This is a genomic window from Siphonobacter sp. BAB-5385, assembly GCF_002261125.1.
GTDB lineage: Bacteria > Bacteroidota > Bacteroidia > Cytophagales > Spirosomataceae > Siphonobacter.
In genome coordinates this window covers 1-12889 of sequence record NZ_NMPS01000087.1, presented here as the reverse complement: position 1 = coordinate 12889, position 12889 = coordinate 1, and the positions used below count along the sequence as shown (strand labels likewise).

General features: G+C 34.2%; 13 protein-coding genes. 1 reads left to right on the top strand and 12 read right to left on the bottom strand.

Annotation, left to right across the window (positions count from 1 at the left end):
- Window positions 1-76: 76 nt before the first annotated feature.
- The gene (locus BWI93_RS08625) at window positions 77-835 is read right to left on the bottom strand and encodes a WecB/TagA/CpsF family glycosyltransferase (protein WP_255157777.1); all 759 of its coding nucleotides are present in this window, start codon (window positions 833-835) and stop codon (window positions 77-79) included.
- A gap of 58 nt (window positions 836-893) precedes the next feature.
- On the opposite strand from BWI93_RS08625, the gene BWI93_RS08620 reads away from it, so the two are divergent.
- Window positions 894-2990, top strand: a complete 2097-nt coding sequence (locus tag BWI93_RS08620) for a right-handed parallel beta-helix repeat-containing protein (RefSeq protein WP_094810239.1) — start codon at window positions 894-896, stop codon at window positions 2988-2990.
- Here the strand turns inward: BWI93_RS08620 and BWI93_RS28655 are convergent.
- The 11 genes from BWI93_RS28655 to BWI93_RS08565 form a co-directional block, all read right to left on the bottom strand.
- Window positions 2987-3160, bottom strand: a complete 174-nt coding sequence (locus BWI93_RS28655) for a hypothetical protein (RefSeq protein WP_255157776.1) — start codon at window positions 3158-3160, stop codon at window positions 2987-2989. The genes BWI93_RS08620 and BWI93_RS28655 overlap by 4 nt on opposite strands.
- Window positions 3161-3536: 376 nt before the next feature.
- Entirely contained in the window at window positions 3537-4442 is a 906-nt protein-coding gene (locus tag BWI93_RS08610; RefSeq protein WP_094810237.1) for a hypothetical protein, read from the bottom strand.
- A gap of 21 nt (window positions 4443-4463) precedes the next feature.
- A complete protein-coding gene (locus BWI93_RS08605) occupies window positions 4464-5648 on the bottom strand; it encodes a glycosyltransferase family 4 protein (RefSeq protein ID WP_094810235.1) in 1185 nt (394 codons plus the stop codon).
- Between the two features lies 1 nt (window position 5649).
- Complete coding sequence (locus BWI93_RS08600; RefSeq protein WP_094810233.1) at window positions 5650-6483, bottom strand: glycosyltransferase family 2 protein; 834 nt, start codon at window positions 6481-6483, stop codon at window positions 5650-5652.
- Window positions 6484-6489: 6 nt separating this feature from the next.
- Entirely contained in the window at window positions 6490-7716 is a 1227-nt protein-coding gene (locus BWI93_RS08595) for a hypothetical protein (RefSeq protein WP_141217397.1), read from the bottom strand.
- 46 nt (window positions 7717-7762) lie between these two features.
- On the bottom strand, window positions 7763-8386 hold the full coding sequence (locus BWI93_RS08590) for an acyltransferase (protein WP_094810229.1): 624 nt from the start codon (window positions 8384-8386) through the stop codon (window positions 7763-7765).
- Window positions 8379-9005 (bottom strand): CatB-related O-acetyltransferase, encoded by a 627-nt coding sequence (locus BWI93_RS08585; protein WP_094810227.1) that lies wholly within the window; start codon window positions 9003-9005, stop codon window positions 8379-8381. The genes BWI93_RS08590 and BWI93_RS08585 overlap by 8 nt, the downstream gene beginning before the upstream one ends.
- A 78-nt stretch (window positions 9006-9083) precedes the next feature.
- Window positions 9084-10046 carry a hypothetical protein gene (locus BWI93_RS08580; RefSeq protein WP_094810225.1) on the bottom strand — a complete coding sequence of 321 codons (963 nt, stop codon included), beginning with the start codon at window positions 10044-10046 and terminating at the stop codon, window positions 9084-9086.
- A gap of 12 nt (window positions 10047-10058) precedes the next feature.
- Window positions 10059-11021: a glycosyltransferase family 2 protein gene (locus BWI93_RS08575; protein ID WP_094810223.1), complete on the bottom strand. Its 963-nt coding sequence runs from the start codon at window positions 11019-11021 to the stop codon at window positions 10059-10061.
- Between the two features lie 49 nt (window positions 11022-11070).
- Window positions 11071-12591, bottom strand: coding sequence for an oligosaccharide flippase family protein (locus tag BWI93_RS08570; RefSeq protein ID WP_094810221.1), 1521 nt, complete (start codon window positions 12589-12591; stop codon window positions 11071-11073).
- Window positions 12592-12708: 117 nt separating this feature from the next.
- Window positions 12709-12889: GDP-mannose 4,6-dehydratase (locus BWI93_RS08565; protein WP_176454174.1), on the bottom strand; the 181-nt coding region annotated here is incomplete at its 5' end.

The following is a 12889-nucleotide window of genomic DNA, read 5'->3' as shown; positions in this document are numbered from 1 at the left end:
ACATATCCGGTGCCTACAACGGCTAATTTCATATATAAATTAAAAAAATATGAAAAATAACTAGGTGAAGAAAGTATTAAACAGAAACCTTTTTACGGTTCAGGTAAAGCTCTTTTATTAATAATAAAATCATGGTAGTGTTCGTTACAAAGTACCTTTTAAAAAGTCTTTTAGGCTCCTGTCCAAGTCTGTAAAGCCACTCTAAACTAGTCTTTTGCATCCATACAGGAGCTCGCTTTTGCATACCCACAAAGACGGGTAAAGCACCTCCAATTCCAATCATGGAAGCATTAATTTTACCATGCATCGAAGCCATCCACTTTTCCTGTTTAGGGCAACCCAACGCTACAAATACAAGACCAGCTCCGCTACTATTAATCATATCAATAACGTCTAAATCTTCCTGAGGAGTCAGGGGGCGAAACGGGGGGCTATACATACCCGCTACCTTTAAAGTCGGAAAGTTTTTTCGAAAAAATTCAGCAGATCGCTGAAGCATGGGAGAAGTACCTCCATAGACAAATATTGGTATGTCTTTTTTACAACAGATTTTTATTAGATCTGGTAACAAGTCCATTCCAGCAACCCTGTCCTGGTTTACATTATATAATAGTTTAAAGCACCAGGCCAGCGGCATTCCATCCGAAGTAACAATGCTAGCATCATTCACTACAGTAGCAAAAAGAGGATCATTATAAGCCTCTACAAGCATATGTACATTTGCTACACACGTGTATGAAGATGTAGATGAAGCAGCAAGACTTATGATTTCATCAACAATAGTAGAGTATTTACCTGCTGATACATCTATGCTGATAATTTTTTTCTTTTTCAATCGGCGGTTTGACATGACTAATTAGCGAATTGCACATCTAATAACAAAAATACAAAAAATGAAGAGAATCAAACGTAGAATCAGAAAAAACATCAAGTTGATAACAGCGATCTGCCTGTTGTTTCAAATCATCGAAGTCAGAGCTCAACAGGCAGATAATCAAATCTATGTATCTACTACAGGAGATGATGCCAATCAGGGAACAATACAGAATCCCAAAAAGAATTTAGCAGCAGCTTTAGACTTTGCAAAGAACAACCGTTACAACTCAACAATAATCTTAAGAGAAGGTTACTACGAAATAAAGAAAACTATCAGACTCGAAAATTTCAAACAACCCAATAATCAAATTTTAACTATAAAAGGTTATAAAAATGAGAATGTTATTTTAAGTGGAGGCAAAAAATTAAGGACGGAAAATTTCAAAAAGATTACAGCCAAAGATGGCAATTACTATACGTTGCCAGAAGAGGCACGCGATCACGTTTATGTATTTAATTTAGGTAGCGATCTGATTAATCAAATAGGATCTATTTCTGATAGAGGCTTCGGTCATACTCAAAAACCGGTACAAATGGAACTATTCTTTAACGATGAACCCTTACAGTTATCTCGCTGGCCCAATGACAGAAAATTAAAAATAGCAGAAGTAATAAACCCTGAAAAAGTTGAATTTACGGCAAACAAAAATAAAGACAGAGTTATAAAATATTCAAAAAAAAAGCGTGCCTGGAAAAACAAAAAAGATATCTGGATCTCAGGTTATTTAAATCAGGGTTGGGCCGATGAATACATTAGCATTGATTCATTAAACGAAACTCAGCAAACTGTTTATCTGTCTAGTATTCCAACGTATGGAATTATTGCCAGCGATGGAGGACCAGGCAAATGGGATAACGACATAGATAAGAAAGCAATAAGGGGGTTTTACTTTTCAAATGTATTAGATGAGTTAGACCAACCAGGAGAATATTACATAAGCAAAGCTGAGGGAAAAATATACCTGTGGCCGACCAGCGACATAAGTACTGCGTCCATAGAAGTGTCTATTATAGAACAGCCACTAATGGTGTTAAACAAAACAACAAGTGTATCACTATCAAACATTGTATTCAAGTGTTCAAAATCTGCTTTATTGCAGTTGAACAACACCAATAATGTTAAACTGGAGAATTGTAAATTTAGTAATTCGGGATTGTATGCAATAAAATTAGCCAACACGAGCAAAACTTTGGTAAAAAACTGTGATTTCAAAAATATAGGTGCGGCCGGACTCATTTTTGAAGGAGGCGATAGAAAAAATCTGGTCCCCAGTATGAACAATGTAACCTATTGTACTTTTGAAAACTTGTCACGATTATTCAGAAGCTATAATCCTGCAATCAGGCTGGACGGGGTTGGCGTAAGCATAAACAATTGTATCATAAAAGATTTACCAGGCCAGGCTATTACTTATCAGGGAAATAATCACCTCATCGAAAACAACTATTTTAAAAATCTATGTAAAGAATTTAGTGACATTGGGGCTTTATACACGGGCAGGGATCTCTCGTCAACAGGGACTATAATCCTTAACAATGTGTTCGAAGATATAACTTCTGATAATCCTTACAGAATTGCAGCTGTATATATGGATGATGGAGCAGGTGGTATAACTATCAAAAACAATCTATTTGTAAATTGTGGAACGAAGAGCTCAAACGGGTTTGGTGCTGTTCACATCAATGGTGGATCAAACAATTCTATACTGAACAATATTTTTATAGATTGTAGCAAAATCATAACAGGTGGACCCTGGTCGTCTAGCCATTGGAATAGCTACCTAAAACAGGAAGAAACTGTAGCTAAAATTAAGACGAAGGTGGATATAACGAGTGAAGTCTATAAAAAGAGTTATCCTTATTTAGAAGAAATCACTAATTCAAACCTTTCATCTCCAAGGAAAAACTATTTTCAATCCAACATAACTTACCAGACTGACACCACTAATAATAACAGAAGCAACCTCTTTACCAATTTAGTTCTCTTAAATCAGAAACCTACTCTGGTGTATAAAAATGGAATGATCAAAACAATAACCTTAAACGTTAGAGCTATTGCAGATAAAAGCAAAAACTCATATATTAATTTAAATAACCTCAAACAGCTTAATTAAAACGAACTGGATAAGATACTAATGTGTTGCTGTAAATCGTGGATGTTTTCAAAACGATCCTTTATTTTACGAGCTGGGTTTCCTGCATAAATTGAATAGGGTTCAACATCTTTAGTCACTACAGAACCGGCTGCAATAATTGAACCCTGATGAATCGTAATTCCACTCATAATAATTGATCCGTATCCAACCCATACATCATCTTCAATAATAGTTGGTTTCAGTCGGTCCTGCCACGTAAAATCAGGATCACGTATTTCGGAAGCGTGCCGAATGGGTGTTCCTATTTGTTGGAAGTTGTGATCATACTTACCAACAATGGCTACTCTGTTTCCAAATATTACATCATTTCCGATGATACAATCGGCTTCGATCTGAGAGTCGCGACCGATATAAAAGTTTTCGCCAATAATTATTGAATTCTTGGCCCATAATCTTACCCTGCACCCGCGTATAAGCCTTTACCTATCTTATACTTGTGCCATTTAATTTTAGCCAGATAAATAAACCTGAACTCTTTAAGAAGTCTGATAATCTTGTACATAATCAAAATATCTTTTTGAATAAAGTCTCAAATTTTGACCGAATTCTTGAGTACACGCCCATCTTGTTCTGGAATCTGTTCTGATAAAACTCAGAAATCCCAGTAGCTGGGGGCAATTTAAAAGTATTAGACGCTAGAATGTCCAGGTTTGGTCGATACCTTTTGTCTGAACCCGTGGTATGAGTTGCATCATTATCGAATCCACAATTGTATACTTTTGAATGGATTGGATAAAGCGTAAGACCTTCTAATTTGAACTGGCTATAAAACCATCGAATAGCCCAGGAGTCCAGCTTATTAGACATTTGATTATCTAACATTCCATTTAAGTCTGAACCTCCTAACGAAAAACGCTTTCTGGCTTTTGTATTATTTCTAAAATCCTGATAATCTTTAACTTCCCAATCTACTTTTTCCCATCTGTCTTTCCAGGTTGCCCAGCCCCATGACCAACCTCTATTTAAAAAGTAAGAATCATACCGCTCATCCTTCTGTGTGCCTAAATCAAAGGAAAATCCAGAAACTGAAAAAACATTTTTATGATTGAAATACTCATCCAGAGAAGCATTCATGTACGCTAAGAAATTCTTAGTAGTCTTCAGATCATCTTCCAGTACAATAACTCGGTCATATGTTTCCATTACCTGAGAAGTTCCGGAAATGATTGACTTTGCCAATCCCTTATTTTCTGGTGATTCAATCACGTACACATTTTTGAATCCATCTACCGTTTTTAAATATTTTCTAATTGCTAAAATCTGCCCCATATCTTCCTGACGCTTGGGACCGTCAGAAAAGATGAATAAGTCACTTTCAGATGCTAAATTATTTTCCTTTAACGCATTAACGGTGCCAATTAACGTCTCAAATCGTTTATACGTAAAAAGTAGAATGGGAGCAAGTTTCATGTTAAGAGTAATATTTTGATACTATATCTGATATTTTTTTCTCCAGGTTTGGTTAATAGCAAAAGCATAGGCATGATTGCTCATCTCAGTAATCAATGATTTATCTTTTTGGAATTTTAAAATTGATTCCTTTAAATCATTGATCAACTCTCGTGGATCGTCTGCCATACACTTGAATCCTGTTTTCTCATTTACAATCAACGATTGACCATGAATATCCAAGGTTACAATTGGCATGCCAAAAGCCATTGCTTCGATTAGTTGTGCAGGGCATGAATCTCTGAACGACGTAAAGAAGAACACATGATGACTTCTGTAAAATTCTCTTACTTCATTGTAACCAACTTTACCAACCCATGTAACCGTTGCTTTTAAATCATATTGTTCAATTCGATTTAAAAATTCCTGTTTAATCTCTCCGTCCCCTACTACTGTCAAGGATATATTCCCATAGCCTTTAAGCTCCTTCATGACATCTAAAACCAGCAAAAGACCTTTACGAGGCATAAATCTACCAACCCACAAAAGTTTGATTTCTTCGTCAATCTGTTTAGGTACAAAAGTCTTGGGATAAAAATTTTCGGAAAGTGCAGCATCCAGAAACATGGCTACCCGATCCGCACCATTTTCTTTTACGAGCTTTTCAGTTTCGTGGTTGGAAGCAATCACAACACGTGCCGCTTTAACCATTTTGTTAAATCCAGGATTGTACTTCGCTAATAGTCCTGAAATCTTTGATCGCTTCATTTCGGATGACCAGGAAGAACCAAAATAATTCCTGAACATTTCGGGTGCCTCCTGCCCGCCCCCAGCCGGACCAAACAGGAAAGGGATTCCTAGCTTGTACAAAAATGATCCCATTTGCGTACTACCCCAGGTGACATGATGAGCCAATTTGAACTGGTGCTCCTTACTCATCCGTTTTGCCCGCCGATAAGCCAGCCATTGCCACAGCAGATAATAAATGTACATCCCAGGAGTAGACAGGTGGTAAAGCTTCTCTAGTCCATAGGGCAGTTTTATATAGCAGAATTTTAGGTTAGCAGGGACTTCAAATGATTCGATACCACTTTTATTAACACTCCGGGTCAGGCAAATAACATTATAATTGAGGTTAGACAACCCCACACTCCAATTCCAACCATTACTGGGCTCAGAGCCCTTGGTCGGATCACAAGCAAATGCAGATAATAAGATGTTGTCCATACTATACCCAAAATCCAATTAATCTTCTTAAAGTACCAAGCGTTAAATGAGAAGGCAAGGCGTAATAGGGACAGTGCCTGAACACATATTTATAAAAAAGTGGAAGGTTAGCTCCTCCCTTGATACCGAACAAATGGTTTTTATAAGACTGAAGACTCTTCTTCCCTTTCAATTGGTTAGCCCCACTGGCTTCAGGCCAGATACCAATCATTGCATCATAAGAACAATAGATATCAAAACCTTTTCTGGCAGCTGTTAGCGTAAAATCATAATCAGCCATATAATGCGGAAACTTTACTTCATCAAAAAGACCTACTGCACTAAACACTTTGGAGGGAATCAGTAATCCTCGACCCGGAAAATGAGAAACCCGAAATAGCCCGTTGTCCGGTCTTTGGGCATCACATACATTCTTTCTCGACGATTCAACAAACCAATTCAGTGTTTCACCTCTATAGATCACTTTTCCATTGGATGCATCGAAAGCACTGGCTCCGATAAGCACGTCTGGATACTGTTCAATATGGTTATATAACTTTTCAATGTAATCCAGATTAGGTACCGTATCATTATTGATAGTAATGATATAATCTGCTCCTTCGTTTAAAGCGTATTTGATTCCAAAATTCGTAGCAGCCGTCCACCACATGGAAGAATCACCACTAAGCAAAATAACATCAGAATATTTGTTGGCAATATGAAGTGCCGTGTTATCCGTAGAACCATGATCTACTACAACTGTCCTAAAATTTTTATTAGTTTGGTTTGATAATTTTTCCAAACATTGGTCTGTAAAATTCCAGCGATTGAATACAGGTATTACTAAATAAATCATAGCTAATTATTTATAACCTAACCATTTTAAATTAATTAAACGAAGTACATGTACTTTAGATACATCTAAATACTGTCTTACTTGGTAATCATTCATGGACCTAAATCGTTTACTAGAAACCAGTCCTATAATTATCCATAAAAAGAAGAAGTTAAAATCAAATTGAGTAAATTCTTCAAGAAAAAAAAGAGTCCACCTTGAAGCTATCAATACCCCTAAAATTTTTGACAACCAATTATTAGATCTGTTTATTGCATAATGCGAAGCGATTGTAATAAATAGTCCGTATATAATTACTCCTACAAGTCCAGAATAAAGTAATGTATTCAAGAATCCGACTTCTGAACTATAACGTAAATCTCCAGTAACTAAATCTGTAAAGAAATCAGACCTATACTTACCAACAGCACTTTTACCAAATAATAAATAGTTTATATTTTCAAAGCTTTTGAACACCTCTAAATATAAAAATGTTCTCGTGTCAGCTGTTAAATTCGAAGCGTCATTTTTCGCAGTTTTGACAGAATATCCATCAATTTCTGACAATTGAGTAAAAACATTGAATTTACCAGAAACTGCAAGAAACAACAAAACTATAGGAACAAGTAATAATAGGATGCGAGCAATTTTAAATGCGAATGGGCCAAATATTTTAGTTGAATAATATACTAATAAAACAGAAAAGGAAATAGCGATCTTGATAATGTTAGTCCTGAAGTCAAGAATAGTAAGAATAGATACTACAGATACAATCAATAACAGATATTTATATTTGTTTCTTAAGAAAGGTATAAATGCTAATAATAAGGAAATAGGCATCATAAGCCTTGCGTATAATTCTTCGTTTGTTGCTAAAGCAAATGGTATTATAAAAAAGCCATATAAGAACACAAAATTAATTGTATAGAAAAGCACTAATTGAAATATTTCCAAATTTTTACCTAGAAAAAAGGCAAGTGGTATAGAAAGAAAAAGAGCTGAGCTAAAAAATAAAAACTTCCAATCCCAGTAACCTGAAGCTACGAATATTGCATGTATCAAAGAGACAATATTCCAGTACAATAAAGTTTTATAAAGAACAACAATAGATTTTTCAGAATCGAATTTCCAATTAGTATTCTTAGCTACATATATTAATATTACTAAAACGCTGTATTTGCAGAACAATGATACAGGCGTAAAATATGCACCTTGTGCTCCCGTTATACTGATATAAAAGAAAGTATCTGCCACTAGCAGAAAGATAATACTGTATAGTGAAATCAATTTAAAACCCATACTAATTAATTTTTTTTATAAATTTTGCTGGATTCCCGCCCCAAATCTCAAAAGGCGGAATAGACTTTGTAACAACAGAACCTGCACCAACTATAGCACCCTCTCCAATAGCTACGCCTTTCAAAATAATGCAATGAGCTCCTATAAAAGCGTTATCACCAATAGAAACTTCTGATTTCTTTACATATTGTTTATCTAATACATTATCTGCTCTTGTTTTATAATCTAAACTATGGAAATCTGTATCGTATATTACAGTACTACCTCCTATTTTCACGTAATCTCCTATAGTTACTTTTTTACTACAAACAATAGCTACTGAACTCATTCCAACATTATTCCCTATCTTTAATATCGCATCTTCTTGTACAACGAATATTGAATTTTGTTGCCTACCTATCTTATTAAAAAAACTTCCATTATTTAGGCTAAAATTATTTCCTATTGTCATCACACCTCCTCTTCTTACATCAACTGATACCAACCCCTTTATAGTTATATTTTTACCAAATTTCACACCATTTCCTAAAAGGATTATTTTTGATATAAGTTTTGTTATTAGTATGAATGTTTTAATAAAGATCTTACGTGTTAGGCGAAAAAGACCTACAATAATTTTATGCATCTATTGTTAATTTTTTAATGTTAGAAATGTTATGCATAAGTTTAAAATTACTTTTTAACTTATGGGTATCCATGTTCCACCATTGTATTTCCTTCAAATCGCTAATTTCGTCTTCACTGAATCTAAATCTGATTAATCTAGCAGGCACTCCTCCAACGATTGAATACGCTTCAACATCTTTCGTAACTACAGAACCTGAAGCTATAATAGCTCCATCACCAATATTCGTACCTGCACTGATTATGACACCAGCTCCTACCCATACGTCGTTTCCAATATTAGTAGGCTGGTACTCTTCAAAATATTGTTCGTCTGAAAAGGTTATACCTACTTGAGCAGCCTTCGAATAAAATATAGGGTGTGTTGATATGAACGTTTTCGTTGGATGTGACCCTAATCCAATTCTTACATCTGGGCCTATGCTAGTAAATTTCCCTATACTAACATTCTGAACGAATGAATTCGCTCCGACATAGGAATAATCGTCAATTTTCGAGTTTATGAACGATACATTTAAAGACAGATAATTATACTTACCGAATTGAGAGTTTTGTGAAACACTTACTGCTCCTGCAAGCTTTAAGGTTGGATATTTCATCCTTAATTTAATCTCTGTCATGATAGGCCGAAGTAATCGTCTACTTGATTTAGACAAAACATTCCATATCACCCTTATCCTATTCATAGTTTATCTAATTTACCAATAACAAGCATTTTCTACTTGGTTTGCATTCTTGGGCTTCTCATTATTGCTTGGTCTTAGCCAGTGTTCATTAAATAAGTTTGTATATGGCCACACAATGAATTCTTCCCATCTTTTACCTTTGATACCAAAAAGAAGTTGTGTGGCTCCTGCCAGATGAACAGCTTTTTTTCCTGATCTTTTGATATGTGCTGCTAATGGGAATCCATATGCTCCACAGCCTACGATAGCAATATCATAATCTTCCCTGTCGACTTGATTCTTCATGTGATTTAATGCATCGAACCAATCATTGAATTCGGTATTATTTCCCGCAACACTCTGAACAGCTTTTATTACTCTAAGTTGAAAGTCAGGTAATAAATCGTTGTCAAACAATTCTTTTCGTTTATCGTATTGGGCTAAAATAGTCTCAGCAAAAGGATGTATTACCAGCACTCTTTTATTCTCTAATGCTCTCGTCCAAGGAAAGCTTGAAAAAAAAGGTTCGATATCTTCTAATACAACTTTTTTAGCTTGACTTATCTCTGTAGAAAATAATTCCTCTTCAAGGAGCCAAGAACCCAATATATCAACTTGCCGCATATCCTGCATTATTAACTCACAGAACTGCTCAATTTTACTTTTTTCTGGCGGAAAAAAACCGCTCCATTTTTGCATTTGATTAACTATATTGGGATTCCACCACCACATCAGTGATTTGCCTTTTACATAAGAAATCCAGCTTTTGTTATTCTGCTTTATCCCTAAATAGTTAATTAAGCAAGCCATTTCAGTAGATCCGAATCTACCAATCATAGCCGGCTTATCACTCATTAATGTATCGTATATTAACTTATTTGCATAATCTTTATTGGAAAACATTTTCCAATTTCTACCTTCCTTAAAGTTCTCAGGAAACATTTTTTTGTAAAATTTCCTAGTCATTTTAAGTACTTTCTTATCTATCTGTTCCATTTTTGAATCAATTCAATTTTGCCCTATGAAAGGATAACCGTTTAATCGCCATTTTGCTTTAGAAATCTTTATTAAAAAGATACTAAAAAGTTTGAAATTTTTATGTGTATAAAAGTATTTTTCTAGTCCATAAAAATTATTAATTAATCCTTTATCTAATTTATCAATTAAGTATTTTACAGAATCAATCTTATTCTTTTCTAAAAGAAACATTATTAAATGGCGTAATTCATATTTCGTAAAAACTATATAAGTCTTATTTTTAAGTAAAGAATTTTTCCAATTACCATAAACTATATTATGCCTGTTCACTACATGTTTTAGCATATTTTCAAGAGGAGTACTAGTAGCTTGTCCTTCTACTTCTCCTACATATACACTCAATGGAAATCCACAATATATAACCGGCCCTGTAAATGCCAAGGAAAAGAATAAAGCATAATCTTGATTTCTTTTCATTCCTACAGGAAACCCTACCGTTTGATTAAATTTCTCTTTTGAAACTATTGTGGCACTTGTATGTAAGAATACATGAGGATTCTCGAAAAAATCAATTTCTCTAGTTACACCTTGGTACTTTTTGGCTACCCGTAATACGTGACTGTTATCTCTAGAATTCTCAACTATTCCTGCACAGCAATACATTGCTGCATCTGGGTAATCGTTTATAGCCTTAGCTAAAGTTTCCAAGTATGTAGGTAGCCATTTATCATCACCATCAAGGAATGCTATATAATTGTAAATTGCTTGTTCTACGCCTTTATTTCTAGCGACGCTGACACCTTGGTTTAGTTGTTGTATAATTCTTACTCTTTCGTCGTTCGTAAAATTTCTGATAACATTGACACCATCGTCAGTTGATCCGTCATCAACTATCACTACTTCAAAATCTTGAAATGTTTGATCAAGCACCGACCTTAAAGTATTTTTAATAGTATGTGCTTTATTGAACAGAGGAATAACTACTGAAATCATGCTATTATCTTTTTAACATTTTTAATTTAGCTTGTAACATTCAATCACATTATGATCTAACCATTCTAGATATTATAAACTTATTTAAACTTTCTTTTTGTCCACTAGATAATATGAGAATGTAAGCACCACTAGCAAATATAGAAAATGAAATAAAGAAAGTACCTAGCACTCTATATTCTGAAGTCACTATTTGTTTTAAAACCAATAATATTACGCAGGCTACTGTAGTTAAAAAAATAGGCTTTAGAATTACTTCTAAAATAAACCTATTGAGATCGACTCCTGTTTCATTACAAAATAGACAAATCCTACACATTCCCGCAATTATTTCCAGAATTATATACCCCACAAATACTGAATAAATAACATAATCCGCTTTTAACAAAATATACGCAACTGGCAATATGAAAAGTTTGACTACTCCCACTATTACCATATAATTTCTAATTTTACCAGTAGTTTGCATTGCTGAATCTAACCCAGCAGTTAACTGATTTATCATCGATACTATAATAATCAATCTACAAAAGTTAACAGTGTAATCAGGAACTGTCTTCAGCCAAATATTTAAAACGGATTCCATTTCTACTAAACAAGGTATAGCAACAACTCCTAATAAAAGGAACCCTACTTTAGAACCTATCATAGATAACTCTATTACCTTATGCATCTCTTTAGCTCCTCCACTTTTCATAATTTGCGGATTAAGAGCTTGCAACATTGCAGTACAGAAAAAATTTAATTGCCCTGCTATTTGGTTTGCAATTCCATAAGCTGCATTTATTACAGTACCATAAAAAGTATTTAATAACAAGGCTATTCCTTGACTTCTTCCTAGATAGCTTAATGAACCAAACAAATTCCACCCAGCAAAGGATGTTAACTCTTTTATTAAATCTTTATTATAATCAGCTATATAATTAACTCGAGTACTTTCATATTTCCTTCTAACATAGATTTGTTTTAAAATCCTTATCAAAATAACGCTAATCATTGTTAAAAAACCATAAACAAGAAGTTTATCATATCCCGTATATATTAAATAAAATGCTATCATTAATTTTATTATACTTTCTAAGATACTAGTTAAGGCTAAAAATGTCATATTTTCATGAGCATTTATTATTGCATCATATGGTACTGATATTATAGTAACAAAGGTAGAAATAACCACAAAATGAAATATTTTATTCGCAACTTCTATTCTATCACTACTAATTAACAATTGATGGTTTAGAAAATATACTCCTACTATTTCAAACAACAAAGCTATAATTAATCCTATTCCTATATGTAGTATTACACTATTAGCAAAAACTTTTTTAATGTTTTCTAAATTTCCTGTTCCTAGATTAACAGCAACATATCTCTGAGTAGAAACAGACATCGCCGCATTTAAAAATGACAAAATTGTAACTAATCCACCGACTACATTAAATAACCCAAAATCATTTGCCCCTAATGTATTCAATACTATTCTAGTTGAATATAGTGATATACAAATAGTTATTGCTTGTTTAGCATATATAATAAATGTATTCGAAATAGCTCTTTTCGCTGAACTCATTTTTTAATTTATTTATCAGTAATTAGGGGCTAGTTGCTGATATTTAATTGTAGATTATATATTATAACTATGAGGGAAAAACTACACTTTAGTCTTTCCCTCATATTGATGTATTAACTATCCAATCATGTGTTCAAATTGAGTTTTGCCTGACCGGCGGAAAACTTCCACATCTTTCTCAACCATCTCCCTGACCAGCATCGCCAGATCATACTTCGGCTCCCAGCCCAGCTTGGTCTTCGACTTGGTCGGATCGCCAATCAACAGTTCTACCTCCGTCGGACGGAAATACGCCGGA

Excerpts from the sequence above, each read along its gene's own strand:
- BWI93_RS08580 (WP_094810225.1), bottom strand. The coding sequence starts at position 10,046 with ATGGAACAGATAGATAAGAAAGTACTTAAAATGACTAGGAAATTTTAC.
- BWI93_RS08585 (WP_094810227.1), bottom strand. The coding sequence starts at position 9,005 with ATGACAGAGATTAAATTAAGGATGAAATATCCAACCTTAAAGCTTGCA.
- BWI93_RS08575 (WP_094810223.1), bottom strand. The coding sequence starts at position 11,021 with ATGATTTCAGTAGTTATTCCTCTGTTCAATAAAGCACATACTATTAAA.
- BWI93_RS08620 (WP_094810239.1), top strand. The coding sequence starts at position 894 with ATGAAGAGAATCAAACGTAGAATCAGAAAAAACATCAAGTTGATAACA.
- BWI93_RS08600 (WP_094810233.1), bottom strand. The coding sequence starts at position 6,483 with ATGATTTATTTAGTAATACCTGTATTCAATCGCTGGAATTTTACAGAC.
- BWI93_RS28655 (WP_255157776.1), bottom strand. The coding sequence starts at position 3,160 with ATGAGTGGAATTACGATTCATCAGGGTTCAATTATTGCAGCCGGTTCT.
- BWI93_RS08570 (WP_094810221.1), bottom strand. The coding sequence starts at position 12,591 with ATGAGTTCAGCGAAAAGAGCTATTTCGAATACATTTATTATATATGCT.
- BWI93_RS08605 (WP_094810235.1), bottom strand. The coding sequence starts at position 5,648 with ATGGACAACATCTTATTATCTGCATTTGCTTGTGATCCGACCAAGGGC.
- BWI93_RS08610 (WP_094810237.1), bottom strand. The coding sequence starts at position 4,442 with ATGAAACTTGCTCCCATTCTACTTTTTACGTATAAACGATTTGAGACG.
- BWI93_RS08590 (WP_094810229.1), bottom strand. The coding sequence starts at position 8,386 with ATGCATAAAATTATTGTAGGTCTTTTTCGCCTAACACGTAAGATCTTT.